Annotated in this window: 24 protein-coding genes; 13 read left to right on the top strand and 11 right to left on the bottom strand. The window is 64.8% G+C overall.

Annotation, left to right across the window (positions count from 1 at the left end):
* Nucleotides 1-111: 111 nt before the first annotated feature.
* Together AC1DPX_RS25415 and AC1DPX_RS25410 are read left to right on the top strand one after the other, a co-directional pair.
* Nucleotides 112-2,262 carry an OmpA family protein gene (locus tag AC1DPX_RS25415; RefSeq protein ID WP_477240058.1) on the top strand — a complete coding sequence of 717 codons (2,151 nt, stop codon included), beginning with the start codon at nucleotides 112-114 and terminating at the stop codon, nucleotides 2,260-2,262.
* Nucleotides 2,263-2,682: 420 nt separating this feature from the next.
* Complete coding sequence (locus AC1DPX_RS25410) at nucleotides 2,683-3,204, top strand: TIGR00645 family protein (protein ID WP_202358417.1); 522 nt, start codon at nucleotides 2,683-2,685, stop codon at nucleotides 3,202-3,204.
* 126 nt (nucleotides 3,205-3,330) lie between these two features.
* On the opposite strand, the gene AC1DPX_RS25405 is transcribed toward AC1DPX_RS25410, so the two are convergent.
* From AC1DPX_RS25405 to AC1DPX_RS25395, 3 genes are all read right to left on the bottom strand, one after another.
* Entirely contained in the window at nucleotides 3,331-4,197 is an 867-nt protein-coding gene (locus tag AC1DPX_RS25405; protein ID WP_477240057.1) for an SDR family oxidoreductase, read from the bottom strand.
* 101 nt (nucleotides 4,198-4,298) lie between these two features.
* Nucleotides 4,299-4,934 carry a helix-turn-helix transcriptional regulator gene (locus AC1DPX_RS25400; protein ID WP_477240056.1) on the bottom strand — a complete coding sequence of 212 codons (636 nt, stop codon included), beginning with the start codon at nucleotides 4,932-4,934 and terminating at the stop codon, nucleotides 4,299-4,301.
* Nucleotides 4,935-4,942: 8 nt separating this feature from the next.
* On the bottom strand, nucleotides 4,943-5,815 hold the full coding sequence (locus tag AC1DPX_RS25395; RefSeq protein WP_477240055.1) for a S1C family serine protease: 873 nt from the start codon (nucleotides 5,813-5,815) through the stop codon (nucleotides 4,943-4,945).
* A 168-nt stretch (nucleotides 5,816-5,983) separates the two neighbouring features.
* On the opposite strand from AC1DPX_RS25395, the gene AC1DPX_RS25390 reads away from it, so the two are divergent.
* Nucleotides 5,984-6,934: a S1C family serine protease gene (locus AC1DPX_RS25390; RefSeq protein ID WP_477240054.1), complete on the top strand. Its 951-nt coding sequence runs from the start codon at nucleotides 5,984-5,986 to the stop codon at nucleotides 6,932-6,934.
* Nucleotides 6,935-6,937: 3 nt separating this feature from the next.
* Here the strand turns inward: AC1DPX_RS25390 and AC1DPX_RS25385 are convergent, their stop codons facing one another.
* The gene (locus AC1DPX_RS25385) at nucleotides 6,938-7,363 is read right to left on the bottom strand and encodes a VOC family protein (protein WP_477240053.1); all 426 of its coding nucleotides are present in this window, start codon (nucleotides 7,361-7,363) and stop codon (nucleotides 6,938-6,940) included.
* Nucleotides 7,364-7,429: 66 nt separating this feature from the next.
* On the opposite strand from AC1DPX_RS25385, the gene AC1DPX_RS25380 reads away from it, so the two are divergent.
* Entirely contained in the window at nucleotides 7,430-8,056 is a 627-nt protein-coding gene (locus AC1DPX_RS25380; protein WP_477240052.1) for a TetR/AcrR family transcriptional regulator, read from the top strand.
* On the opposite strand, the gene AC1DPX_RS25375 is transcribed toward AC1DPX_RS25380, so the two are convergent.
* Nucleotides 7,989-8,948 (bottom strand): LysR family transcriptional regulator, encoded by a 960-nt coding sequence (locus AC1DPX_RS25375; protein WP_477240051.1) that lies wholly within the window; start codon nucleotides 8,946-8,948, stop codon nucleotides 7,989-7,991. The two genes, AC1DPX_RS25380 and AC1DPX_RS25375, sit on opposite strands and share 68 nt — an antisense overlap.
* A 108-nt stretch (nucleotides 8,949-9,056) precedes the next feature.
* Between AC1DPX_RS25375 and AC1DPX_RS25370 the strand changes: the two genes are divergently transcribed.
* A complete protein-coding gene (locus tag AC1DPX_RS25370) occupies nucleotides 9,057-9,689 on the top strand; it encodes an FMN-dependent NADH-azoreductase (RefSeq protein WP_477240050.1) in 633 nt (210 codons plus the stop codon).
* Nucleotides 9,690-9,744: 55 nt separating this feature from the next.
* Here AC1DPX_RS25370 and AC1DPX_RS25365 read toward each other — a convergent pair whose 3' ends face one another.
* Both AC1DPX_RS25365 and AC1DPX_RS25360 read right to left on the bottom strand, forming a co-directional pair.
* A complete protein-coding gene (locus AC1DPX_RS25365) occupies nucleotides 9,745-10,044 on the bottom strand; it encodes an AzlD family protein (RefSeq protein ID WP_477240049.1) in 300 nt (99 codons plus the stop codon).
* The gene (locus AC1DPX_RS25360; protein ID WP_202358407.1) at nucleotides 10,041-10,781 is read right to left on the bottom strand and encodes an AzlC family ABC transporter permease; all 741 of its coding nucleotides are present in this window, start codon (nucleotides 10,779-10,781) and stop codon (nucleotides 10,041-10,043) included. The genes AC1DPX_RS25365 and AC1DPX_RS25360 overlap by 4 nt, the downstream gene beginning before the upstream one ends.
* A gap of 172 nt (nucleotides 10,782-10,953) precedes the next feature.
* Here AC1DPX_RS25360 and AC1DPX_RS25355 point away from each other — a divergent pair, with 172 nt between their 5' ends.
* Nucleotides 10,954-11,412 (top strand): Lrp/AsnC family transcriptional regulator, encoded by a 459-nt coding sequence (locus AC1DPX_RS25355; protein ID WP_202358406.1) that lies wholly within the window; start codon nucleotides 10,954-10,956, stop codon nucleotides 11,410-11,412.
* Nucleotides 11,413-11,449: 37 nt separating this feature from the next.
* Here the strand turns inward: AC1DPX_RS25355 and AC1DPX_RS25350 are convergent, their stop codons facing one another.
* The gene (locus tag AC1DPX_RS25350) at nucleotides 11,450-12,286 is read right to left on the bottom strand and encodes a hypothetical protein (protein ID WP_477240048.1); all 837 of its coding nucleotides are present in this window, start codon (nucleotides 12,284-12,286) and stop codon (nucleotides 11,450-11,452) included.
* Nucleotides 12,287-12,532: 246 nt separating this feature from the next.
* Between AC1DPX_RS25350 and AC1DPX_RS25345 the strand changes: the two genes are divergently transcribed.
* On the top strand, nucleotides 12,533-13,738 hold the full coding sequence (locus AC1DPX_RS25345) for an MFS transporter (RefSeq protein ID WP_477240047.1): 1,206 nt from the start codon (nucleotides 12,533-12,535) through the stop codon (nucleotides 13,736-13,738).
* 52 nt (nucleotides 13,739-13,790) lie between these two features.
* Here AC1DPX_RS25345 and AC1DPX_RS25340 read toward each other — a convergent pair whose 3' ends face one another.
* Together AC1DPX_RS25340 and AC1DPX_RS25335 are read right to left on the bottom strand one after the other, a co-directional pair.
* The gene (locus AC1DPX_RS25340) at nucleotides 13,791-14,924 is read right to left on the bottom strand and encodes an NAD(P)/FAD-dependent oxidoreductase (RefSeq protein WP_477240046.1); all 1,134 of its coding nucleotides are present in this window, start codon (nucleotides 14,922-14,924) and stop codon (nucleotides 13,791-13,793) included.
* Between the two features lie 37 nt (nucleotides 14,925-14,961).
* The gene (locus AC1DPX_RS25335) at nucleotides 14,962-15,630 is read right to left on the bottom strand and encodes a peroxiredoxin (protein WP_477240045.1); all 669 of its coding nucleotides are present in this window, start codon (nucleotides 15,628-15,630) and stop codon (nucleotides 14,962-14,964) included.
* A gap of 135 nt (nucleotides 15,631-15,765) precedes the next feature.
* On the opposite strand from AC1DPX_RS25335, the gene AC1DPX_RS25330 reads away from it, so the two are divergent.
* On the top strand, nucleotides 15,766-17,493 hold the full coding sequence (locus tag AC1DPX_RS25330) for an AfsR/SARP family transcriptional regulator (RefSeq protein ID WP_477240044.1): 1,728 nt from the start codon (nucleotides 15,766-15,768) through the stop codon (nucleotides 17,491-17,493).
* A gap of 39 nt (nucleotides 17,494-17,532) precedes the next feature.
* Here AC1DPX_RS25330 and mocR read toward each other — a convergent pair whose 3' ends face one another.
* On the bottom strand, nucleotides 17,533-18,984 hold the full coding sequence (gene mocR, locus AC1DPX_RS25325; protein ID WP_477240043.1) for a rhizopine catabolism transcriptional regulator MocR: 1,452 nt from the start codon (nucleotides 18,982-18,984) through the stop codon (nucleotides 17,533-17,535).
* A 118-nt stretch (nucleotides 18,985-19,102) separates the two neighbouring features.
* Here mocR and AC1DPX_RS25320 point away from each other — a divergent pair, with 118 nt between their 5' ends.
* The 5 genes from AC1DPX_RS25320 (at nucleotide 19,103) to AC1DPX_RS25300 (ending at nucleotide 24,109) form a co-directional block, all read left to right on the top strand.
* A complete protein-coding gene (locus tag AC1DPX_RS25320; protein WP_477240042.1) occupies nucleotides 19,103-20,200 on the top strand; it encodes a Gfo/Idh/MocA family protein in 1,098 nt (365 codons plus the stop codon).
* Nucleotides 20,197-21,096 (top strand): myo-inosose-2 dehydratase, encoded by a 900-nt coding sequence (iolE, locus tag AC1DPX_RS25315; RefSeq protein ID WP_477240041.1) that lies wholly within the window; start codon nucleotides 20,197-20,199, stop codon nucleotides 21,094-21,096. Before AC1DPX_RS25320 ends, iolE begins: the two co-directional genes overlap by 4 nt.
* 114 nt (nucleotides 21,097-21,210) lie before the next feature.
* Nucleotides 21,211-22,167 carry a rhizopine catabolism ABC transporter substrate-binding protein gene (locus AC1DPX_RS25310; RefSeq protein WP_477240040.1) on the top strand — a complete coding sequence of 319 codons (957 nt, stop codon included), beginning with the start codon at nucleotides 21,211-21,213 and terminating at the stop codon, nucleotides 22,165-22,167.
* A gap of 50 nt (nucleotides 22,168-22,217) precedes the next feature.
* Nucleotides 22,218-23,315: an ABC transporter permease gene (locus tag AC1DPX_RS25305; RefSeq protein WP_477240039.1), complete on the top strand. Its 1,098-nt coding sequence runs from the start codon at nucleotides 22,218-22,220 to the stop codon at nucleotides 23,313-23,315.
* Nucleotides 23,315-24,109, top strand: coding sequence for an ATP-binding cassette domain-containing protein (locus AC1DPX_RS25300; RefSeq protein WP_477240038.1), 795 nt, complete (start codon nucleotides 23,315-23,317; stop codon nucleotides 24,107-24,109). Before AC1DPX_RS25305 ends, AC1DPX_RS25300 begins: the two co-directional genes overlap by 1 nt.
* Nucleotides 24,110-24,119 lie beyond the last annotated feature (10 nt).

Below are 24,119 nucleotides of genomic sequence, written 5' to 3'. Positions count from 1 at the left end.
CCTTCAAAAGGCCGGCCAATCGCCTCGTACGGCTTCTATCCCAGCCAAACTGGAACCAATCGGGCCAAGATCGGTTTCGGCAAGGATGGGACCCCACAAGGAGAGTTTTCGATGAAACGCCAACCATGGATTCTGGCAGGCACCGCACTTGGCCTGCTGATGGCGTCCGCGCCATTGGGCGCGTTCCCGCTTCAGGGAGGTGCCGCGTTCGGCCCCATGCAAGGCGGTGGAACGCCGCTGATCCTGGCGCAGGACGCCCCTGCCGACGCGGCACAGCCGACCGACCAGGAGCAGCCGCGCAAGAAGAAGCGAGACCAGCAGCAACAGACCGAACAGGCGCCGGCAGAGCAGGCAGCCCCGGCAGCCGAGCAACCCGCTCCGGCGGCCGATGAGCAGCAGCCGCGCAAGAAGAAGCACGAGCAGCAGGCCGAACAGGCACCAGCGGAGCAGGCAGCCCCGGCAGCCGAGCAACCCGCCCCGGCAGCCGAGGAGCAGCAGCCGCGCAAGAAGAAGCACGAGCAACAGCAGCAGACCGAGCAGGCGCCTGCCGAGCAGGCGGCACCCGCCGAAGAGCAGCAGCCGCGCAAGAAGAAGCGTGACCAGCAGCAACAGACCGAACAGGCGCCGGCCGAACAAGCTCCAGCTGGCCAGGCAGAGCCCGCCAACGACAACCAGCCGACCAAGCCCGGCAGGAAACACAAGCAGGACCAGCAGAAGCCCGCCGAGCAGGTCCCGGCAGTGACGCCGGAAGCCGCGCCGACGCCGAAGGAAGCTCCTGCCGGCGAAGCAACGACGCCCAAGGTTGAACCGGCTCCGGCCGGCGAACAACCGGCCCAGGGCCAGCAGCCCCAGACAAAGAAGCACGGCAAGAAGCCAGCGGGCGAACAGCCTGCCAATGGCGAGCAGCCGGCGACCGGCGAACAGCCTGCCATTGGCGAGAAGCCGGCGACAGGCGAACAGCAGACCGGCAAACAGCCCACGACGGGTGAGCAACCGGCCAACGGCCAGAAGCCCGCAACCGGTGAACAGCCCGCCAATGGCAACACGGCCGCGCCTGTCCAGGGCGAAACCCCCGTGCAGGGCGAAGCGCCTGCCGACAAGAACGCTGCCCCCATCCTCGACAGCCAGAAGGATGCCGCACGCAAGGCCGGCGGCCGCAAACCTGGCGACAAGGCCGGCCAGAACGACCAGCAGCAGAATGGTGGCCAGAACGCCCAGCAAGGCGGCGACCAGAGCCAGAAGCCGGTGGTCGCTCCCGTCGACCAGGGTCCGCCTCCAGCCGACGACAAGGCAGCCCAGCAGGAGATCAAGACCGAAAAGCTCGTTCCGGTGACGGAGGAAAAGGGCAAGCGCCTCGACCGGGCGCCTGACGAGAACATCCGCGACCGCCGTCGTCCCAAGGGCGTCGACGTTCTCAAGGAGATCGGCGACCGCGTGATCATTCAGCTCGGCGGCCAGACGATCGTGCAGAGCAATGACGGTCCGCGCATGAACCGCGGCRCCAAGGATGTCTATTACGAGGATCTGTCGCAAGGCCGTACCCGTGAGACGGTCCAGCGCGACAACGGCGTCCAGATCGTCACCATCCGCAACCGTTACGGCGATGTCATCCAGCGTTCGCGCATCACGCCGGACGGGCGCGAATATGTGCTGAGCTATGTCGACGAGCGGGACTATCAGGATGAGGGCGACTGGCGCGATCCCGGCGACGACCTGCCGCCGATGCGGCTCAACATTCCGCGCCGGCAGTACATCCTCGATTCCGAGGACGTCGAAAGCGATGACGACTACTACACCTTCCTCGACCAGCCGCCGGTGGAGAGGGTCCAGCGTCTCTATTCGATCGACGAGGTCAAGCGTTCGGCCCGCGTGCGCGACATCGCACGCCGCGTCGACCTCGACACGCTGAACTTCGAATTCGGCTCCTCCTCGATCTCTGACACCGAGGTGCAGAAGCTCGAGGGCGTCGCCAGCGCCATTGAGAAACTGCTGAAGAAGAACCCGGCAGAGACCTTCCTGATCGAAGGCCACACCGACGCCGTCGGCACGCCGGAAGCGAACCTTGCTCTGTCGGACCGCCGCGCCGAAGCGGTCGCCGAAGCGCTGACCAATGCCTTCGGCATCCCGCCGGAGAACCTGACGACGCAGGGCTATGGCGAGGAGTATCTGAAGGTCAACACCCCGGCGCCCAACCGCGAGAACCGGCGTGTCGCCATCCGCCGCATCACCTCGCTGGTGGCACCGGTCGCCAGCAACAAATAGGTCATGATTTCAAAACCATGACCCGGTTTGCGGATTCAAGGCTAGAAGCACCCATCCCCGGCTCGATCGGGGATGGGAAAGCCTCAGATCCGGGGTCCCGGCTCAAGAAGATTTGTACCGGCATCAGAACCGGTTCATTGAATCGCAAGCACATACACCCCAGATTCAGGGCTGGGCGTTCCCTGCCCCGTCCCGACTCCAGCGGGACGCATTGAGCCCCGCCGGCCCTCTCCGGCGGGGTTTTTTGCTATCTTGCAAAAAGCGCCGGCCTGGCCGAAATACGGCCTGACATCGACCAGAGCAAATTCCAGGAAAAGTGTGTGCGGTTTTCCGTCCGGAATTGCGTCAAGACAAAGAGGTAGAGCAGTTCGCCGTTTCCGTGAAACGGTGAAATGATCTAGGCAACAACCGGAACCATTCATGAAGCGTCTCGAACTCGCCATCGAATCGATCATCCTTGCCTCGCGCTGGCTGCTGGTCGCCTTCTATATCGGGCTGGGTCTGGCATTGGCCGTCTATGCCCTGTCCTTCGGCAAGAAGCTCTACGAGTTCATCACCACGGTGTTCCTGCTCGGCGACACCGACACCATCCTGAAGATGCTCGGCCTGATCGATGCCGCCCTGGTCGCCTCGCTGGTGGTGATGGTCATCATCTCGGGCTACGAGAACTTCGTCAGCCGCTTCGACGACCAGGATGGCGGCGGCGTGCACTGGCTGGGCACGATCGATGTCGGTTCGCTCAAGGTCAAGGTCGCCTCGACCATCGTCGCCATCTCCTCCATCCACCTCTTGCAGGTGTTCCTCAACTCGTCCTCCTATTCGACCGACCAGTTGATGTGGCTGACCATCATCCACCTCGCCTTCGTCGTCTCGGCGCTGATGCTGGCCTATATCGACAGGCTGATGGGTCTGAGCAAAGGCAAGAAGGACGAGATAGGCTGAGACTCGACAAAGACGAGCCGAAGCCTCCCAGACTTCGTCATCCTGGGGCGGAGCAGCCGCGCAGCGGCGTCGCGAAGCGATGCCTGTTGGAGCCAATCTCGAAGTGATGTGCCCTGCGTCGAAGAGCTAGTAGATGCTCTTGATCTTGCTGTCCGTGCGCGCAAACACCTCGTCCGGCACGAAGAAGTCGCCGGCCAGCGGTCCGGTCGCGCCCGGCGCATAGACCGAAAAGTCGCTGACGCCCTCGGCGCGCAGCACCTCCTCGTCGATGTAGAAATTGCCCGATGCCTCGCGCGACGGCCGCATGAAAATGGCATGCGCGGCATCGGCCATGATGTCGGGCGACCGGCTCATCGCTGCCACCGTCGCGCCGCCCAGAAGATTGCGCACCGCCGCCGTGTCGATGGTCGAGATCGGCCACAGCGAATTGACCGCGATGCCGTCCTTGGCGAACTCCGCGCTCATGCCCAGCGTGCACATCGACATGCCGAACTTGGCCATGGTGTAGGCGACATGGTTCTTGAACCACTTGGCCTTCATGTCGAGCGGCGGCGCCAGATTCAGGATGTGAGGATTGTCGGCTAACTTGAGGTGCGGAATGCACATTTTGGACACCAGGAAGGTGCCGCGCGTGTTGATCTGATGCATCAGATCGTAGCGCTTCATGTCGGTCTCCAGCGTGCCGGTGAGCTGGATGGCGCTGGCATTGTTGACGCAGATATCGATGCCGCCGAATTTCTCCACCGTCCTTGCGACAGCCTCGGCCACCTGCGCCTCCTCGCGGATGTCGCACAGCACGGGCAGCGCCTTGCCGCCGGCCTGCTCGATTTCCTCGGCAGCGGAGTAGATCGTGCCCGGCAGCCTCGGATGCGGCTCGGCGGTCTTGGCGGCGATCGTCACATTGGCGCCGTCGCGCGCCGCCCGCAGCGCGATCGCCAGCCCGATGCCGCGCGACCCGCCGGAGATGAACAGTGTCTTTCCCTTGAGCGACATTCCTTGCGCCTCCCTTGCAACATGGCAGGCGCGAACCTTTGCGCGGCGGGCGACCACAGCGCAAGGCCCGAGACGCATCGGTGTGGGTTACGCAGCGGACGCTAAACCAGCACCAGCCCCTGCCTCATCGCAATGGCGATGGCATCCGTGCGGTTGGCGGCCCCGAGCTTGATCAGGATCGCGGCGACGTGGAATTTCGCCGTGTGCACGGAGATGTTGAGCCGCCGCGCGATCACCTTGTTGGGCGCGCCTTCGGCCAGCAGCGCCAGCACTTCCGCCTCGCGCGGCGACAGCGCCGGCCGGGCGGCGTGCTCGTCCAGGACGTCATCCTCGAACGGCTCGCTTTCGCCCGTATGGAAATCCTCATGGCGTCCACGGTCGCCCTCGCCTGTGACGCGATAGCCGGCCGCCGCCAGCCGCGCCGCCGCGGCGATCAGCAGGTCGTCCGCACCCGTGGGCATGATCGCAAACACCTCGCCGGCGGGCCGCTCGCCGGCGGCGCGTCCCGACAGCAGCACGCGCGGCATGGAGGCCGGTACGGCACCCCCGCTCCTGTCGTCGACGACAGCGACATCGGCCCGGCCGCCGCCGGCCACCACCGGCAGCAGGTCGTCGCTGGCGGCAAAAGTGGCGGCCAGGCGCTCGGCGCGCGCGGCATCGCCAAGCGCAATCAGCACCACCAGCCGCCGCGAAGGGGCACTGTTGCTCAGGATCCGGTCGCCGGCGAGCGTTTCCATCAATCCTCTCAGCTCAGCGGCTTTTCGCCGATGGTCAATGTCACGTCGCGCTGTTCGCCGCCACGCACGACTCCAAGCGTCACGGAAGCGCCGGCGCTGTCGGGCCCGAGCCTGCGGATCAGGTCGCGCGGCCCATGCACGGCCTCGCCGTTCCACGCCACGATGATGTCGCCCAGCGACAGGCCGGCGGCCTTGGCCGGACCGGCGTCGTCGAGGCTCATCACCATCGCGCCATGGGCGTCGCGGTCACGCACCGGATGCAGGCCGGCGCCGAGATAGCCGCGCGCGACATGGCCCTTTTCGCGCAATGTCGCCACCGCCCGTTCGATCGTCTCATAGGGCATGACCAGCGCACGGCCGCGCGGCCCGAACAACAGCATGCCGATCAGCGCGCCCTTGGCGTCCAGCACCGGGCCGCCCTCGAAACGGCCGCCCGCGCCGACGGCCAGATGGATGCGCCGGTCGATCGTGCCGCCGCGCATCGAGCGCCAGGCCGACCCGACTTCGCCGACCGAGCCCGACACGGCCAGCGCCGAGCCCTGGCTGTTGCCGATGGCGATGGCGATATTGCCAGGCCGAACGGCATCGGCCCTGGCAAGGACAGGCGCGCCGGCCGCATCCGCGGGCTTCAGCAGGGCCACGCCCGTCGACGGATCGCGGCCGATAAGCTCCGCTTTCACCGTGTCGCCCGAAGCCAGCGTCAGCTCGATCTCCTCGCCGGCCTCGACCGCCTCCTCGGCGGTGACGAAATAGCCATCGCTCCAGTGGAAGGCGCTTGCCGTGCGGTGGTGATGCGTGGCGAAGCTGGCGGTCGCGGGTGCCGCCGCGGCGGCAAGGTCGGCAACGGCTTGCGAAAACGCATTCAGATTGAAATCACTCATGATGGTCTCCTGGGGTTCGTCATGTCCCAGATATCGCCCGACGGCGCCCCTGGAGGTACTCGCCTGACGGCTAGTTGGCGGTTTGACTGGCCATCTGGTCAGGTCGCGGCGGTTCCGGCCGCTCCGCACATATAGTGACGGATTAGCCTGAAAACACGGAGCCCAGCCATGGCCCTCGCCGCGCACAAATTCGAAACCGATGATACTCTGCTCGACGCCTATTCCATGACGGTGGCGGATGCGGTCGACCGCATCGGTCCGGCCGTCTGCCGCATCGAGCGTATTGGCGGCCAGGGCGGTCATGGTTCCGGCTTCGTCATTGCGCCGGACGGGCTGGTCGTCACCAATTTCCATGTCGTGGGCGACGCCAAAACGGTGCGCGTGTCGATGCCGGACGGCGCCTCAAGCGAAGGCCGCGTGCTCGGCCGCGATCCCGACACCGACATCGCCCTGGTGCGCGCCGACGGCAGTTTTGCCGACGTAGCGCCGCTCGGCGATTCCAAGCGGCTGCGGCGCGGCCAGATCGCTATCGCCATCGGCAATCCGCTCGGCTTCGAATGGACCGTCACCTCAGGCGTCGTCTCGGCGCTCGGCCGCTCGATGCGCGCTTCGACCGGCCGGCTGATCGACGACGTCATCCAGACCGACGCCGCGCTCAACCCAGGCAATTCCGGCGGGCCGCTGGTGTCGTCGGCCGGCGAGGTCATCGGCGTCAACACCGCGATGATCCACGGCGCGCAAGGCATTGCCTTCGCGGTCGCCTCCAACACCGCCAATTTCGTCATCTCGGAGATCATCCGCTTCGGCCGCGTGCGCCGCGCCTTCATCGGCATATCCGCTGATACCACCAACCTGCCGCGCCGCGCGGCACTCTTGTCGCAAGTGTCGACCAGCACCGCCGTGCGCTTGCGCAGCGTCGAAAAGAACGGCCCGGCGGCCAAGGCCGGCCTCAAGGAAGGCGACATCATCGCCGCCATCGACGGGCGTCCGGTGACCGGCGTCGACGACCTCGTGCGCATGCTCGACGCCGAGCGCATCGGCCGCGAGACGCTGTGCACGGTGGTGCGCCGCACCGGCGTCAGCCAGGTGACGGTGACGCCGGCGGCAAGGGCTGGCTGAGGCTCACACCCCCGCCGCGCCCTCCGCATACTGCGCCAAGAATTCCTCGCTCGGCGGGATCGGCTTGATGACATCGATCAGCACGCCGTTGGGATCCCTGGTGATGAAATGGCGCTGGCCGAAGGGCTCGTCGCGCAGCGTTCGCAGCACCGGCAGGCCGGCGGCAAGGATCCGCTCATAGACCGCGTCGGGATCGCGAACCTCGAAATTGATCAGCAGGCCTGACGTGCGCCCCCGCCCCTCCTCAGGGATCGTCTCATGGTCGCCCTGGACGATGCCGAGATTGACGCGTTTGCTGTCCACCGATTGCAGGTGCACATACCAGTCGCTTTCAAACAGCGGCTGGAAGTCGAAATGCTCGACATAGAAGGCCGCCGTGCCGGCGACGTCGCCGGTCATCAGCACCGGATAATAGCTTGATATCTTCATCTTTCTTTCTCCCTGGACATAACATACAGTCTGTATGTAAATCGAATTAACATACAGGCTGCATGTATGCAACAGGAATCAGCGCGCCGCTCCAACCGCGACCGCACCGAGGCGACACGCGCCGATTTGATCGCGGCGGCGCGAAAATTGTTCACCGAGAAATCCTATGCCGAGACCGGCACGCCGGAGATCGTCACCGCGGCCGGCGTGACGCGCGGCGCCCTCTACCACCATTTTGCCGACAAGCAGGCGCTGTTTGCCGCCGTGGTCGAACAGGAGGCGCAGGCGGTGGCGCAGGAGATCGACCGCGCTTCGCCGCCCTCGCTCGAAGCCCGCGATGCGCTGATCGCCGGCTCCGACGCCTATCTCGCCGCCATGCGCGCGCCCGGCCGCACGCGGCTGTTGCTGCTTGATGGCCCCGCCGTGCTTGGCCGCGCCGCCATGGATGCGATCGACAACCGCCACGGCAATCGGTCGCTGCGCGAGGGCCTGGTCGCGGCGATGCGGGCCAACACGATGACGAGATTGCCGGTGGATGCCCTGACGGCGCTGCTTGCCTCCGCCTTCGACCGCGCAGCACTCGCCATCGAGGCCGGCGCCTCGGCGCAGGATTACAGCGCCGTGCTCATGGCGCTGATTGACGGATTGTCTCCAGCTCCTCGTCAGGCACCTCGCCCGGTTCGAACTCGTTGAAGCAGCCGAGCCCGCTTTTGAACCGTTCGATCAGCCAGGCCGCCGCCGGCTTCGGGCTGCTGTCGTTGCGGTGCATGGCAAACAGCGGCGAGCGCGCCTCGCTGAAGGGTTCGAGGTCGAGTTCCACCAGCCGGCCGGTTGCCAGATCGTCAGCGATCAGCCAACGCGGCAGACCACCCCAGCCCAGCCCCTCGCGCATCAGAATATGCTTGGTGCGCATGTCCGTGAGGCGCCAGGTCCGGTAGGCAAAGACACCGAAGTCGCGTCCCTTGGTGCGTTCGGACTGGTCGGTGACGACAAGCTGGGTGTGTTCGCGCACATCCTCGAGCGCCAATGGCTTTGGCAGCAGCGCCAGCGGGTGGCTGGGCGCGGCAGCCAGCACGATCGACATGAAGCCGATGCGCACAAGGTGAACGTCGTGGACCTCGCCTAGCAGCCCGCCTATGCCGAGATCGGCCTGTCCGTTGACGACATGATCCGGGATCAGTCCAAGCGAGCCTATATGCAGGCGAAGCATCACGGTCGGAAACTGCGCCTCGAATGCCTTCAGCACCCGCACCAGCACGGCCGAAGGCAACGACGCATCGACCGACAGCGCCACTTCGGCCTCCAGCCCGTGATGGTGGCCATCGACACGCGAGCGCATGCGCTGTAGCACGCCAATCATGCGCCTTGCATCCTCCAGCATCGCCCGGCCGATCTCGGTGAGTTGCGGCTCGCGCGTGCCCTCGCGTTCGAACAGCTTCAGCCCAAGCTGCGCCTCGAGATTGGCGATGCCGTAGCTGATGACGGATTGCGCCCGGTTGAGCTTGCGGCCAGCGGCCGAGAAACTGCCGGTATCGGCGACGGCGACAAGGATCTGAAGCTGGTCGAGGGTCGGATTGGGCTGCATCACCGTATCTATTTTATAGATGGATCGTATAGAAAATATACCAGTTTATCTGATGGATCGATAGCCCCATATGTGGCGGGACAAATCATTCCACTGGAGAGACCCGCTATGTCCATTCTTCTCGTTACCTCGAGCCCGCGCGGCGCTGCCTCGCACTCAACCCGCATCGCTACCGAATTCGCCGAAAAGCTCGTTGCCGCCGATCCGTCGAACACGCTTGTCGTGCGCGACCTCGTCGCCAACCCGCTGCCGCATATCGATGCCGACTATTCGACCGGCATCTACACACCGGTTGAAGCGCGCACCCCGCGCCAGGCTGAAGTCGTCGGCGTCTCCGACGTCGTGCTCGACGAGTTGTTCGCCGCCGACACGGTGATCCTCGCCACCGGCTTCATCAACTTCAACATCTCCTCCACGCTGAAGTCCTGGGTCGACCACATCGCCCGCTCCGGCAGGAGCTTTGCCTATGGCGAGAACGGCCCCAAGGGCCTCGTCACCGGCAAGAAGGTCTACATCGTGCTTGCTTCGGGCGGCATCTATTCGGAAGGTGCGGCCGTGCAGTTCGATCACGCCGTCCCGTATCTGCGCGGCGTGCTCGGCTTCCTCGGCATGACCGATGTCGACGTCATCCGCATCGAAGGCGTCAGCATGGGCCCTGACGCGGTGACCGCCGCACTCGCCAAGGCGACCGCCAAGGTCGACGCCGTGGTGGCCAGCCAGCAGGTCGCTGCGGCCGCGTAAGGCTTTCCATCATCCGAACTTGAAAGGCAGGCGTTCGCGCCTGCCTTTTTTTCATTTAGCCCATGAAATGCCTGAGCAGGCCGGCCGAAGCGACGCCGATCAGCACGGTCGGCAGCATCGAAAGCCGTGTCGCGGCGATGAAGGTGATGGCCAGCGCCAGAAGGTCGGCTGGATTGCGCGACACGAAGGCCGGCGCGATGACCGAGATCAGCACGCAACCGGGTGCGGCCTCCATCACCGCCGTGGCACGCGCGCTGAGCACGCGGTTGCGCAGCACGACATAGCCGCCGATCCGCGTGAGATAGGTGACGCCGGCCATCAGCACGATGGTGAGAAGGGTTGCCATGTCGATCATGCCTCACCTGCCATCAGCCAGGCGGCAAGCAGCCCCGACATCGCGCCCGCCGCGACATACCAGGCGCCGGGAATGAAGAGATAGACAAGGGCCGCGACAACCAGGCTGACCAGCCAGGGCCGCGCCGCCGCCACGCCTTTCCACATGCCGCGCATCAGCACCAGAAAGACAGCCGGAAACGCCATGTCGAAACCATAGGTCTCGACATGGCCGAGCATCGGGCCAAGCAGCGCGCCCGCCGCAGTGAAGCCCACCCAGGCCAGATACATCGCCAGGGCCGCGCCCATATAGTAGCGCGGGCTGAAGGCAGGGGTGATGCCCGCCGCGGCACGCTGTTTGGCGTCGGCCAGGCCGAGCGCCCAGCTTTCGTCGCACAGGAAGAACAGGGCCGGAAACACCTTGCGCTGCGGCAAATGCCCCAGGAATGGCGCCAGGGCTGCCCCCATCAGGAAGTGACGGCTGTTGACCAGGAAGGTAATGGCGACGATGAGCGCGATGTGCGGCGGCGAGGTCCAAAGCTGGATCGCCGCGAATTCCGAGCCGCCGGCGAAATTCAATCCGGTCATCAGAGGCAGTTCGACAGCGCTGAGACCTTTCTGCGTCGCCTGCGCGCCCAGCACCAGCGCATAGGGAATGGTGCCGAGCAGGACGGGAAGGCACGAGATGACCCCGCGCCGGAACTCCGAACTCGATCCGCCGTCAATCGCCTCGGGCAATGTTGCTTCAGAAACGCTCATGATTTTCCATAGGCTGACCTCGCGGCCACCGCTTCCGGTTAGGCTTCCGATGGTGATGGTGTCGACGCAACCATATAAAGTTGGCCTCGCAATTTGGTTGCGAAGATTGTTGTCTTTGCCATTATTTTGGCATTCAATGCTGCCATTCACCAAAGATATGGAATTCACAGCCATGAAACTCGACGACATCGACAGGCGCATCCTGCGGGCGCTGCAGCGTGACGGCCGCATGGCCAACAATGATCTCGCCAACGAGGTCGGCCTGTCGCCCTCGCCTTGCCTGCGGCGCGTCAAGCTCTTGGAGGAGGCCGGCGTCATCGACCACTATGTCGCCGTGCTCAACCCGGCCAGCATCGGCAAGGGCCTCACCTTCTTCACCCGCATCTGGCTGAAAACGCAGGACGAGGACACGGTCCAGCACTTCGCCACCGAAGTGGCCAAGCTGCCGCAGGTCATGGAATGCTACCTGATGCTCGGCGACTGCGATGCCCTGGTGCGCGTGGTGGCGGCCGACCTCAACGACTATCGCCGCTTCCAGTCTGAGCATCTGAGCCGCATCAAGGGCGTCCAGAACGTCAAGACCGACGTGCCGAGCTGGACGATCAAATACACATCGGAACTGCCGATCTGAGGCCTGTCACAGGCGCCTTGGCGTCGGCCTTCCGCTTTCAGGGCGAACCATTCTCCCGCGAGATGCTCGGGTTAAGCTGGGCGACTGGACCAATCAATGGAGTAGCCCCGGCAAGGGGAGCGGCCCGTGTGCCGAGATAAATCGCAGAGGTGGTTGCCATGCTCGCCAGCGTCGCGAATCCATAGGCAAACGCCAGCCAGCGGTCGGACAGCGCCCAAGCCACGACGGTGAAAAAAGCCGCGAAAGAAAACGACCCGACGATAACGCCACGCAACAGATTGGCGGCTGCCGGCGCGCCCCGCTGATGATGCGTGAACATCGCCAGGACAAGGACGAACACGGGAAACGGCGCCACGAGCCCACTGAGCTGCGGCCCAAGGTACCTGGTCGACATGGTGATCAGGAAGACGAAGCCCGTCGAAACGATCATCCGGGCGGGAAGGTCCCATCTCGGCGCTATCCCGGCAAGCGCTTCCATGTTCACCGGTTTGGTGAGGAAGGACAGAAGCAACAACGTCACCAGAAGCAGCCCGATGGCCTGCGCGAATGTCCAGCTGGCGAGGTTCCATACAAAGGTAGCGAGAAAGAAGGCGCAGACCCCCGCGATCATGCTGACCCAGCAGTTGAAGCGCCTTGCCGCGCGGGCGTAGACGAAGCAGAAAATGCAGGTCGAAACCTGGCCCACCAGATTGCCCACCGCCGCGTGCCGGGCGAACGCCGCACCGTTTTCCAATGCGGTGAAGACCGACACAGGGCCGGTCACCAAGGGTATCCCCATCAGCAGCCCGCCCACCGCCGGCCCGAAACGCCGGCTGAGCAAGGTGAGACAGAGGATAAGGAGCGGCGTGCTGAGAAGCTTGAAGACCAGGATCATGAAACGGATGTCTTGGCCTTGTCCGGCCGCCTTGAAGAGGGATCGCCCCGTCGAATACCGTAGCAAGTCGACCGATGCCACACCGATCGTGACAAATGGCGGCGGAAAGCCGCGTGGCGCGGCCAGGAAAAGGACGCCAGTCCAGACTGGATAAAAAATGCAACCAGATTGTAGGATCGGCTTCGGTGCCGGCGTCCTTCGGACGCAAGCAGCGCCAAGCGCTGCCCTTTGGCATGGGAGATTTGCATGAACCTTTCCTATCGTTGGGTCATCGTCGCGGCAGGCGCGCTGATGTCCTGTGTCGCCATCGGCACGATGTTTTCGCTGGCGATCTTTCTCGAACCGATGGCGATCGACACGCAGTGGTCGCGCGCCGGCATTTCGAGCGCCATGACGCTCAATTTCCTGGTCATGGGCCTCGGCGGCTTCGCCTGGGGCGCCCTGTCCGACCGTTTCGGCGCCCGCATCGTCGTGGCGATCGGTGCCGTGCTGCTCGGCCTGGCGCTGGTGGTGGCAAGCCGCGCCGGCTCGCTGCTGACCTTCCAGATCAGCTATGGCGTGCTCGTCGGGCTTGCCGCCAGCGCCTTCTTCGCGCCGATGATCGCGCTGACGACGGCCTGGTTCGACACCAACCGCAGCCTTGCGGTTTCGCTGGTCTCGGCCGGGATGGGCGTCGCCCCGATGACGATCTCGCCTTTCGCCCGCTGGCTGATCTCGGCCTATGAATGGCGTACCGCCATGTTCGACATCGGCATCATGGCCTGGGTGCTGTTGCTGCCGGCGGTGCTTCTGGTGCGCCAGCCGCCAAAGCCCGCCGTGGCGGGCGGGGTTTCCGCGCCGGTCGCCGAGGGTGACGGCATGAGTGTGGCCCAGGCGCTGCGTTCGCCACAGTTCATCGTGCTGGGGCTGACCTTTTTCGCCTGCTGTGCTGCCCATTCCGGGCCGATCTTCCATATGGTCAGCTACGCCATGCTGTGCGGCGTCGCCCCCATGGCGGCGGTCACGATCTACAGCGTCGAGGGTCTCGCCGGCCTGGGCGGCAGGCTTCTCTACGGCGTGCTGGCCGACCGGCTCGGCGTCAAGCCGGTGCTGATCGCGGGCCTGGCGATCCAGGCGGTCGTCATTGCCGCCTATCTCTCGGTCAGCCAACTCGACCAGTTCTATGTGCTGGCCGTCATCTTCGGCGCCACCTATGGCGGCGTCATGCCGCTCTATGCGGTGCTGGCGCGCGAATATTTCGGCCAGCGCATCCTCGGCACCGTGTTCGGCGCCGCCACCATGCTGTCAAGTCTCGGCATGGCGCTCGGCCCGCTCGCCGGCGGCATGGTGTTCGATGCCTATGCCAGCTACCACTGGCTGTTCATCGGCTCGGCCCTAATCGGCCTGGGTGCCGCGGGCATAGCGATCGCCTTCCCGCCGCTGCCGCGACGGGAAGAATTGCAGGCGGCCTGAAGCCGATGGCGGGCGCTGGTGATAATCCCTCAGCGCCCGCCCTTCTCGAAGGTCAATGCCCGAACCAGCGGGCCTTGCGGCTAGAGCCGAAATTCACCTTGTCGACCCGCAAGGCCTCCGATGGTTCGTAGAAAGCACCGGTGGGTTTTGGGCCGGAGAAGAAATCCACATCCACCCTGGCGATCCGGTTGGCGCCGAACTCGATGTAGCAGGATCCCGCGCCCGGGTTCCTGGCCGTTTGCTCCTCATGGCGCAGCCTGGCGATCAGGTTCGCCGCAACGGTGCGTGCAGCGCCCTCGGCAAAGACGCCCGCCTTCGGCGCGCCCGTATTGGCCAGGTCCCCCAGCGCGTAGACGCCGGGAAAGCGGGTTTCGAGTGTGCGCGGATCGATGGTGACCCAGCCGCCCTCGGTGATGCCGGCTTCGACGACGACATCGGGCGCGCGGTTCCGGGGCACGCCCAGGAACAGATCGCAGGGCAGTTCGCCGCCATTGTCGAGCGTCACAACCTTGCGGCCCTCGTCCACGGAAACCACGCGGGTGCTGGGGATGAAGGTGATGCCGCGCTCGGCGAAGGCGGCCAGGAGCGCCCTCGACGTTTCGGGAGAAGGCGGCACCGGGCTCGACATCGGGTTCACATAGGTGATCTGGCAGTCGCCTCGCACACCCCTCTCGGTCAGGTAGTCATGCAGCATCAAGGCGCATTCGCTGGGCGCGGGCGGGCATTTGTATGGCGCGCCGCAGACACCGATCACGGCATGACCGCGGGTGAAACCGGGCAGCACCTTGGCCATGTGGGCGGCGCCCGGAACCGAGTAGAATTCATTGCGGCCGAGCGTGATGCCGGGTGTGGCCGAGACGTCATAGTCAGCGCCGAGAGCGATCACCAATATGTCCGCCTCGTGCACCCCTTTGTCCGTCGTCACGCGCCGCCGTTCCGGGTCGATGGCGGTGACGGTCTCGCGCTTCATCGTGACGCCGGCCTTGGCGTAGTCGGCGTAGGGCAGCCGCACAGCCGCTTCGGTCGCGCGGCCGAACATCACATCGAGCTTGGCAAAGCCGAACACGAAGGCATCCGACTTGTCGATCAGGGTGACAGCAATGCTGTCACCCAAAGCTTCGGACAAGGACGTGCTGAGTTCGAGCCCGCCGAAACCGGCGCCAAGGATAAGGATACGGGTTTTCATACTGTCACCTCTTGTTGCCGGATGCCTGGAAGAAGGCTCAGGCGTTGCCGTGCGGCTGCGGGACGATGCGGATATAGGGCTTGGGCTGCTTCCAGCCCTCGGGATAGAGCACCTTGGCCTCATCGTTCGAAACCGAGCCCGCGATGATCACGTCATCCCCCTGCCGCCAGTTCACCGGCGTGGCGACGCGATGCTTGGCGGTCAGTTGCATGGAGTCCACCACGCGCAGGATCTCGTCGAAGTTCCGCCCGGTGGTCATCGGATAGGCGATCATCAGCTTGATCTTCTTGTCGGGCCCGATGACGTAGACATGGCGCACCGTCTGGTTGTCGGCCGCCGTACGCCCCTCGGCGTTGTCGCCGGCCGTGGCGGGCAGCATGTCGTAGAGCTTGGCAATGGCCAGCATCGGGTCACCGATCATCGGGAAATTCGGCGCGTGTCCCTGGGTCTCGGCGATGTCGTCAGCCCATCCGGCATGACGCTCGACCGGGTCGACGGAGAGCCCGATGATCTTGACGCCGCGCTTGTCGAACTCGGGCTTCAGCTTGGCCATGTAGCCAAGCTCGGTCGTGCAGACGGGGGTAAAATCCTTGGGATGGGAAAACAGGATGCCCCATGAACTGCCCAGCCAGTCGTGGAAGCTGATTGGGCCATGGGTGGTTTCGGCGGTGAAGTCGGGGGCCATGTCGGCGATACGAAGAGACATTTGATCCTCCTGCGAGAGATGGTTGGAATTGACTACGGGTGCAGACTAGGCAACCTATGTTCCGCCAGCGTTCCCTGCCCCACAGGCGCTTGTGACGGCCGTTTTGGGCGGCAACGGCGGATCGCATGCTGAAGGATGCTTCGAGTGCGCGTTCAGGTTCAATTGCTCGGCGGGTTCAGTGTCGGTGTTGAAGGTCAAGTCATTCCGGCCGCGGCGTGGCGGCGGGACCGTGGCGCGGCACTGGTGAAGCTGCTGGCCGTCACCCGCTCGCATCGCATTCACCGCGAACAGGTGATGGAGGCCTTTTGGCCCGATCTCGATCCGGAGGCGGCCGGAGCGAACCTGCGCAAGGCCATCCACTTCGCCCGCCGTGCCTTGGGTGCGCATGACCTGATCGAGCAGACGGCCGATGTCATCGCCCTTGCCCCGGCGGCCGATCTTGAAATCGACGCTGACGCTTTCGAGGCCTCCGCCAAGCTTGCCTTGCGCGGCGAAGATGCCGCCGCCTGCGAAGCGGCCGCCGATCTCTACACGGGAGACCTGCTGCCGGACGATCCCTATGTCGACTGGTTCGAAACGCCCCGCCAGGCCCTGCGGCAGCGATATGCCGAGGTGCTGCGGGCCGGCAGGCTCTGGCAGCGCCTGATCGCGATGGACCCGGCCGACGAGCAGGCGCAATGCGCCCTGATGCAGTCAGCGCTCGACGCCGGCAACAGGGCCGAAGCAATCAGGCTGTTCAATCAGCTCAGCCAAAGCCTGCGCATCGATCTTGGCGTCGGCCCGGGCGCCGAAACCGTGAAGCTCTACGAAAAGGCGCTGGCCGTGCCCTCTATTGACCCTGTCGGCTTGAGCGACCGCATCCGCGCCTCGCTGGCCTGGGGCCTGCTGCACCTGCAAAGCGGCGACTTCGCCAGGGCCGGACAGGTTGGCCGCGAAACCCGCGAACTGGCGATGGGCGCTGGTTTGGCCCGCGAGGTTGGCGAGGCCAGCGCCCTGATCGGCCTGGTGGCCCACATGCAGGGCCAATGGCGCGAACTGTTCCGCGCGGAGTTTATCGAATGGGTCCGCTCCAAGCCAGCCTTCGTCTCCAACGTTTTTGACGGGCATCTGTGCCTGGCCGAATTCTGCCTTTGCAGTGCCAAGGGCCACCACGACATCGCCGCCTCGGCGCGTGAGCTGCTATCGGTCGCCGAGGGCGCCGGCTCGGTCGCCGGGCGCGGCCTTGCCTCCCTGGTGCTGGGGGAAGCTGCCTTGTTTTCGGGCCAGTTGGCCGAGGCCGAACGCATGTTGACGGAAGCCGAAAAATTCTATGCGCAGGTTGGCGCCATTGCCGGCCGCGTGCTGGCGCTCCAGCGCCTGACCGAACTCGCGCTTGCCCGCCGCCAGAAATGGCAGGCGGGACGGTTGATCCACCGCGCCACCACCCTTGCCCATTCTTCCTGGCTGGCGCCGCATTTGCTGATCAGCCTGAAAGGGCTCGAGGTGCGCGCCGCCACCACCCCCGAGAGGATCGCCGAGACCATTCGCGAAGGTGACCGCATGCTGTCATCGGGCTGCAATTGCCAGCCTTGCTCGATGACCTTCCGTACCGCGGCTGCCGTCGCACAGGCCGAGGCGGGCGAGATCGAGCAGGTCAACCGCCGGCTCGACGAGGCCGAGCGGGTCGCCGGCATGTGGAATGGCGGCCCCTGGGTGGCTGCCGTGTGGGAAGCGCGTGGCGTGCAGCGCCGGGCCGAGCGTAACGAAACCCGGGCCGTCGCGGCGTTCGAGGAAGCAGCCTCGCGCTTCGCCGCGCTCGGCAGGCCGATCGACGAGGTGCGCTGTCGGGCACGGATGGCAGATTCCGGGCTGGCAACAGCTTAAAAAACAAATAGCCCCAGCTTCTTACCTGGGTTTGTTCGCTTACGAAAAATGGCTTTGCAGCACGGTGCGGAACTTCTGCATCGTCTTTTCGGTCGTCTGCGCGTCGGCCGCCGCAAAGCCCATGACGAGGCCGTTCTGCTCCGTGCCGTGACGGTACTGGATCGACAGGGCCGAGACGTTGATGCCGTGCTGGAGCGCCGCCTCGGCAACCGCCCTGTCGCTGCATCCGTCGCGGAAGATGCCGACGACCTGAATGCCGGATTCGGTGGTGTGGAAATCCAGCCATTCTCCCAGATGCCTTTGCGCGCTTTCCAGGAAGAACTGCCGTCGCTCCGCGTAGAGCCGCCGCATGCGCCTGAGATGGCGGGTGAAATGCCCCTCATTCATGAAGTCCGCCAGCGCAGCCTGGGTCAGCAAGGGGGCGAACTGGCCGCTCACGCTCAGCGCCGAGACGATCGTATGATCGATCGCCTTGGGCGCCACCAGGAAGCCCAGCCGCATGGCCGGGAAAAGGATCTTGGCGAAGGTGCCGACATAGACCACGCGGTTCGAGGCGCCGATGCCTTGCAGCGCCGGAATGGGCTGCCCCTGAAAACGGTATTCGCCGTCATAGTCGTCCTCGATGATCCAGGCGCGCCAGCTCTCGGCCATGTGCAGGAGATTGAGCCGCTGCTCCATCGGCATGGTTATGCCGAGCGGGTGATGGCAGGAGGGCGTCACGAAGATCATGCGGGGCACGACATCAGGGGGATCGAGGTCCCAGCCGGCCTTGCTGACGCGCAGCGGCGCCAGCCTCGCGCCGGCCGAGACGAAGGCCGACCCAGCGCCATAATAGCCCGGCTCCTCCATCCATACCGTGTCGCCGTCATCGATCAGCAGCCGGGCCAGGAGATCGAACGCCGACTGCGCGCCGTTGGTCACGACGATCTGTTCGGCGGTGCACTTCACGCCGCGCGAGGCGGTGAGGTAGCGCGCAATCGCCTCGCAAAGCGGCGGATAGCCTTTGACGTGATAGGTGCCGAAAAGATCGATATGAGCGAATTTGGCGCGGCGGCTGAGCAGTTTCGACCAGGTATTGAACGGAAAATTGTCCGGGTCCGGCATGCCGGGATGGAAGGCAAGCATGCCCGGCCGGCCATGGTGATAGGGTTGCGCAAGCATGGTCTGTCCGCGCCGCGACAGTGGATTGGCGTCCTCGACTGACACATCTTCCGCCGCCACCGAGCGGGTCGGCAGGTCCATGACGACCGAGGGCCTGCGCGGCCTTATCGCCAGATAGCCCTCCAGCGCCAGCTGGTCGCAGGCGGCAATCACCGTGTTGCGCCCGACATTCAGGTCCCGCGCCATGACCCGTGTCGACGGCAGCGCATGGCCGCTCGGCAGCACGCGCCGTTCGATCAGGCCGCGCAGCTGGACATAGAGCTGCCGGTGCAGATTGGCGGGGCTGCCGCGATCGAGCGCGATGCCGTCGACGGGAAAGCTGGTCTTCATCTGGTTCCCAAAAATCAATGGAATCTGGTTCTAACAATGGAACCAAAGGCGGCCTACCCTCAAGAAAAAAGCGTTCGGGTTCAGATGGGGCTGGCCGATGCAGTGCATAAGGGTGGGAGTGATCGGGGCGGGCGGCGTCGCCCAGGTCGAGCACATTCCGAACCTGCTCAAGCTGCACCGGCAGTTCAAGATCGTCGGCGTTTACGATCCGTCGCGAAAAGTGCGCGCCTTCGTCGGCGAGGAATTCGGCCTCGAAACATTCTCCGATCTCGACACACTTCTCGCCATGCCGCTTGATGCCGTGGTCATCGCCTCGCCGGATGCGCTGCACCACGAACAAAGCCTCGCCGCCTTCGCCAGGGGCCTGCATGTCTTCTGCGAAAAGCCGCTTTGCTACGGCGCGCAGGACATCGACGAATTGATCGCCGCCAGGGATCGCGCCGGCAAGGTGCTCCAGGTCGGCTACATGAAGCGTTTCGACCCGAGCTACGAGGCGGCGCTGAACATGCTGCCGGGCACGGCGCGCACGCTTCGCTACGTTTCGGTCGAGGTCAACGATCCCGACGCCTGGCCCTTCGTCCGGCACGCCTCCACTTGCCGGGGTGATGACGTCGCGGCGGAATTGATTGCCTCGACCGAAGCCAGGCAGCGCGAGCAGGTCGACCGCGCGGTGCCGGGGCTCCACGATCCCGACGCCTTTCGCGGCTTCGTCGGCGCCTATTGTTCCTCGATCGTGCACGACGTGAACGCTGTCCATGGCTTGCTTGACGCGCTCGGCGTCGCCGATGGTGAAATCGTCGGCGCCTCGCTCTTCGCCAAAGGCGAAGGCGGCCAGGGCGCGGTGCGGCTCCTCGACGGCCAGGCGCTGTGGACCATGGCCCATGTCGCCGTTCCCAGGCTGCCCGATTATCGCGAGCGCATCACGCTCCATTTCGACGACGCCTCGCTCGAGCTGGAATTCCCGTCGCCCTATCTCAACCACCAGCCGACGCGGCTGACCATCCGCACCGGCGACGGCCACACGCTTTCAAGCCGCGACATCCGCTGCGGCTATGAAGAGGCATTCGTCGAGGAGCTGAAAGGTTTCTGGTCGGCGATCGTCGAAGGCGCAGCCGTGCGCAACACCGCCGAGCATGCCCACCGCGACATGACGCTGCTGGCCGGGCTGACCCGCCATCACCTTGCCCAGTCGAAACAATCAGGAGTTCACCCGTGACGGTTCGCATCGGCATCAATCCGATCACCTGGACCAATGATGACGTGCCGGAACTCGGCGGCGACACGCCGCTTGAAGTCTGCCTCAGCGAAACCAGGCAGGCCGGCTATGCCGGCACCGAACTTGGCGGCAAGTTTCCGCGCCGCTCGGCCGAACTGAAGCCGATAATGGACCGCTATGGCCTCGCGGTGATTTCCGGCTGGTATGACGGTCGCTGCGACGAGAACGACCTCGGCGCGGAAATGGATGCGATCACGCCGCATCTCCAGCTTCTGAAGGATATGGGCTCCACCCATGTCGTCTATGCCGACACCTCGCGCGGACGTCACAATGCCATCTGGAGACCGATCTCGCAGCGCCCTGCCCTGAGCGCGGAAGAATGGCCGGCCTATGGCCGCAAGCTGACTGCACTCGCTGAAAGAATGGCGGATTTCGGCGTGCGCATGGCCTTTCACCACCATATGGGAACCATCGTCGAGACCGATGCCGAGGTCGGCCTGTTGATGCGGCACACCGGCGAAGCGGTCGGCCTGCTCTACGACACCGGCCATTCGGTCTTCTCGGGCGGCGACCCGCTGACCCTGATCAAGGCGCAGGTCAAACGCGTCGTGCATGTGCACTGCAAGGACGCGCGCAAAACCGTGCTTGACCACGCGCGCGCCGAGGACAGGAGTTTCATGGGCGCGGTCATGGACGGGATCTTCACCGTGCCCGGCGACGGCTTCATCGACTACCCCGCCATTTTGCGCGTGCTGGCCGACAATGGCTACAGCGGCTGGCTGGTCGTCGAGGCCGAGCAGGATCCGAACAAGGCTAATCCGCTGACCTATGCGACGATGGGATTCCAGAACCTGTCACGCATGGCGAGGCAAGCCGGATTTACCGTCATGGAATGATCGAGGCCACAATTCGGCCTCCAGGGAACCAGTGCTGAGGAATGAAACTGGAATGAAGGGGCAACTGGACTGCCGACCGTAATTGCGGCGGCGGAAAACAAACAGGAGGTTGTTATGTTTTCGCTTGCGAAATTGATAAAGCCGGCGCTCGGTCTGATGGCCGGCTTCACGATGATGGCGGCGGCCACGAGCCTTGCGGCCGCCGACGAAACGCGCGTGGTGTTCGTCACCCACGGCCAGAGCGGCGACCCCTACTGGTCGGTCGTCAAGAACGGCATGGACGATGCCGCCAAGACGCTCGGCGTCAAGGCCGAATATCTGGCGCCGGAAACCTTCGACATGGCCAAGATGGGGCAGATGATCGACGCCATCGCCGCCTCGAAGCCCGACGGGATGGTGGTTTCGATCCCCGACGCGGCCGCCCTCTCGGCCCCGGTCAAGAACGCCATCGCCGCAGGCATCCCGGTGATCGTCATCGATTCCGGCGGCTCGAAGCTCACCCATGATCTTGGCGGCCTGCTGTTCATGGGGCAGGATGAATTCCAGGCGGGCGTCATGGCCGGCGAGCGCATCAAGGCGCTCGGCCTCACCAAGGCGGTCTGCGCCAACCATGAGGTCGGCAATTCCAGCCTCGACGACCGCTGTGCCGGCTTCGCCAAGGGTCTGGGCGTCGACGTTCCGGTGATGAACGGCGTCATCGACCCGACCGAAATGAAGAACCGCGTGATAGCCTACATGACCGCTCATGCCGATACTCAGTTCATCCTCGCCGTCGGCGCCAGCGGCGCCGAGCCGACGCTGGCCGCGCTTGATGAAATGGGCCTGTCGGGCAAGGTCAAGACCGGCACGTTCGATCTTTCGCCCACGATCCTGCAGGCCATCGTCGCCGGCAAGATGGAATGGGGCATCGACGCCCAGCAATATGCCATGGGCTACATCCCGGTCGCGATGTTCGACCTCTGGAAGAAGTACAAGATCATGCCGATCGCCGACTATCCGACCGGCCCCGGCTTCGTCACCAAGGACACCGCCGCCTCGGTTATCGAGCTGTCGAAACAAGGCAAGCGCTAGCACTGGCGGTCGGGGCCCGGCCCCGGCCGCACCATTTGTGGGGTCACGCCATGGTTTCAGAGATTCGCGACGAGCGGGTCCGGTCCGTCTCACGCCTGAGCCGTCTGTTGAGCAGGCCGGAACTTGGCGCGGCCGCCGGCACCGTTCTGGTCTTCGTGTTCTTTGCCATCACGGCGGGAAGCTCAGGACTGTTCAGTGCCAAGGGCATCGTCAACTTCCTCGAAGTCTCGGCCCAGCTTGGCATTCTCGCCGCACCCGTGGCCCTGCTGATGATCGCCGGCGAGTTCGATCTGTCGGTCGGCTCGATGATCGGCTTTGCCGGCATCCTCATCGCCATCCCCGCGGTGTTCTGGGGCTGGCCGATCTGGCTTTCACTGCTGTTCACCTTCGCCGTTTGCGGCGGCATCGGCGCGCTGAACGGGCTTGCCGTCGTCAGGACCGGCCTGCCCTCCTTCATCGTGACGCTCGGCAGCCTGTTCATGCTGCGCGGCCTCACCCTTGGCCTCACGCGCGGCATATCGGGGCGCACCCAAGTGTCGGGCGTGCACGAACTGGCGCAGAACGATCCGCTCAACAGCCTGTTCTCTGGCCAGGTGTTCCCCGGCCTGATCGCCCGGCTTGCCGACATCGGCCTGATCGGCAAGCGAGCGGATGGTCTGCCGTCGATCTCAGGCATTCCGGTGTCGATCGTCTGGTGGATCGTGCTGACACTGGCCTGCACATGGCTGTTGACGCGCAGCCGCTTCGGGAACTGGATTTTTGCCGCCGGCGGCGAAGCCAATGCCGCACGCAATCTCGGCGTGCCGGTGGCACGCACCAAGATCACGCTGTTCGTCATGACGGCGCTCGCCGCCGCCCTGTTCGCGGCGATCCAGGTGCTGGTCACCGGCTCGGCCGACACGCTGCGCGGCACGCAGAAGGAGTTCGAGGCCATCATCGCCGTCGTCATCGGCGGCACGCTGCTCACCGGCGGCTATGGCTCGGCCATCGGCGCCATGTTCGGCGCCCTGATCTTCGGCGTCGTGCAGATGGGCATCTTCTACACCGGCATCGACACCGACTGGTTCAAGCTGTTCATGGGCGCCATGATGGTCATCGCGGTGCTGTTCAACAGCTATGTGCGCAACCGCGCCATGAGGAGCCGGTGATGGCCGAGCCCTATGTCGAACTGAAGTCGGTCAGCAAATATTTCGGCTCGGTCGTGGCGCTGAAGGACGTGTCCTTCGATGTCTGCCCCGGCGAGGTGCATTGCCTGCTCGGCGACAATGGCGCCGGCAAATCGACGCTGATCAAGACGCTGTCGGGTGTCTACACGCCTGACGAAGGCGAAATCCGCGTCCAGGGCAAGCCGACACGGTTTGCCTCGCCCGCCGATACGCGCGACAGCGGCATCGCGACCGTCTACCAGGACCTGGCGCTGGTGCCGCTGATGAGCGTGGCGCGCAACTTCTTCCTCGGGCGCGAGCCGATGCGCAAGTTCGGGCCGATCAGCCAGTTCGACGCCGACTTCGCCAACCGCACCGCCTATGACGAGATGCAGGCGATGGGCATCCAGCTGCGCGACCCCGAACAGCCGGTAGGCACGCTGTCAGGCGGCGAACGCCAATGCCTGGCCATAGCGCGCGCCGTCTATTTCGGCGCCAAGGTGCTGATCCTCGACGAGCCGACATCGGCGCTGGGTGTCCACCAGGCATCCGTGGTGCTGAAGCTCATCGTCCAGTCCAAGGCGCGCGGCATCGGCGTCATCTTCATTTCCCACAACGTCCATCACGCCTACGTCGTCGGCGACCGCTTCACGCTGTTGAAGCGCGGCAGAAGCACCGGCACCTACGCCAAGGGCGAAATCACCCGCGACCAGTTGCTCAACCTGATGGCCGGCGGCAAGGAGCTGGTGGATCTGGAGCAGGAATTGGCCAAATCGGCGAGGAACGGCCCGGTCTAAGGCGCGAGGC

This window comes from Mesorhizobium sp. 01N446, from assembly GCF_056399285.1.
This window is presented reverse-complemented; position numbering and strand designations above follow the sequence as displayed.

Bases quoted from the DNA above. Each gene is read 5' to 3' on its own strand.
- AC1DPX_RS25410 (WP_202358417.1), top strand. From the start codon at position 2,683: ATGAAGCGTCTCGAACTCGCCATCGAATCGATCATCCTTGCCTCGCGC.
- AC1DPX_RS25405 (WP_477240057.1), bottom strand. From the start codon at position 4,197: ATGTCGCTCAAGGGAAAGACACTGTTCATCTCCGGCGGGTCGCGCGGC.
- AC1DPX_RS25400 (WP_477240056.1), bottom strand. From the start codon at position 4,934: ATGGAAACGCTCGCCGGCGACCGGATCCTGAGCAACAGTGCCCCTTCG.
- AC1DPX_RS25395 (WP_477240055.1), bottom strand. From the start codon at position 5,815: ATGAGTGATTTCAATCTGAATGCGTTTTCGCAAGCCGTTGCCGACCTT.
- AC1DPX_RS25390 (WP_477240054.1), top strand. From the start codon at position 5,984: ATGGCCCTCGCCGCGCACAAATTCGAAACCGATGATACTCTGCTCGAC.
- AC1DPX_RS25385 (WP_477240053.1), bottom strand. From the start codon at position 7,363: ATGAAGATATCAAGCTATTATCCGGTGCTGATGACCGGCGACGTCGCC.
- AC1DPX_RS25380 (WP_477240052.1), top strand. From the start codon at position 7,430: ATGCAACAGGAATCAGCGCGCCGCTCCAACCGCGACCGCACCGAGGCG.
- AC1DPX_RS25375 (WP_477240051.1), bottom strand. From the start codon at position 8,948: ATGCAGCCCAATCCGACCCTCGACCAGCTTCAGATCCTTGTCGCCGTC.
- AC1DPX_RS25370 (WP_477240050.1), top strand. From the start codon at position 9,057: ATGTCCATTCTTCTCGTTACCTCGAGCCCGCGCGGCGCTGCCTCGCAC.
- AC1DPX_RS25365 (WP_477240049.1), bottom strand. From the start codon at position 10,044: ATGATCGACATGGCAACCCTTCTCACCATCGTGCTGATGGCCGGCGTC.
- AC1DPX_RS25360 (WP_202358407.1), bottom strand. From the start codon at position 10,781: ATGAGCGTTTCTGAAGCAACATTGCCCGAGGCGATTGACGGCGGATCG.
- AC1DPX_RS25355 (WP_202358406.1), top strand. From the start codon at position 10,954: ATGAAACTCGACGACATCGACAGGCGCATCCTGCGGGCGCTGCAGCGT.
- AC1DPX_RS25350 (WP_477240048.1), bottom strand. From the start codon at position 12,286: ATGATCCTGGTCTTCAAGCTTCTCAGCACGCCGCTCCTTATCCTCTGT.
- AC1DPX_RS25345 (WP_477240047.1), top strand. From the start codon at position 12,533: ATGAACCTTTCCTATCGTTGGGTCATCGTCGCGGCAGGCGCGCTGATG.
- AC1DPX_RS25340 (WP_477240046.1), bottom strand. From the start codon at position 14,924: ATGAAAACCCGTATCCTTATCCTTGGCGCCGGTTTCGGCGGGCTCGAA.
- AC1DPX_RS25335 (WP_477240045.1), bottom strand. From the start codon at position 15,630: ATGTCTCTTCGTATCGCCGACATGGCCCCCGACTTCACCGCCGAAACC.
- AC1DPX_RS25330 (WP_477240044.1), top strand. From the start codon at position 15,766: ATGCTTCGAGTGCGCGTTCAGGTTCAATTGCTCGGCGGGTTCAGTGTC.
- mocR (WP_477240043.1), bottom strand. From the start codon at position 18,984: ATGAAGACCAGCTTTCCCGTCGACGGCATCGCGCTCGATCGCGGCAGC.
- AC1DPX_RS25310 (WP_477240040.1), top strand. From the start codon at position 21,211: ATGTTTTCGCTTGCGAAATTGATAAAGCCGGCGCTCGGTCTGATGGCC.
- AC1DPX_RS25305 (WP_477240039.1), top strand. From the start codon at position 22,218: ATGGTTTCAGAGATTCGCGACGAGCGGGTCCGGTCCGTCTCACGCCTG.
- AC1DPX_RS25300 (WP_477240038.1), top strand. From the start codon at position 23,315: ATGGCCGAGCCCTATGTCGAACTGAAGTCGGTCAGCAAATATTTCGGC.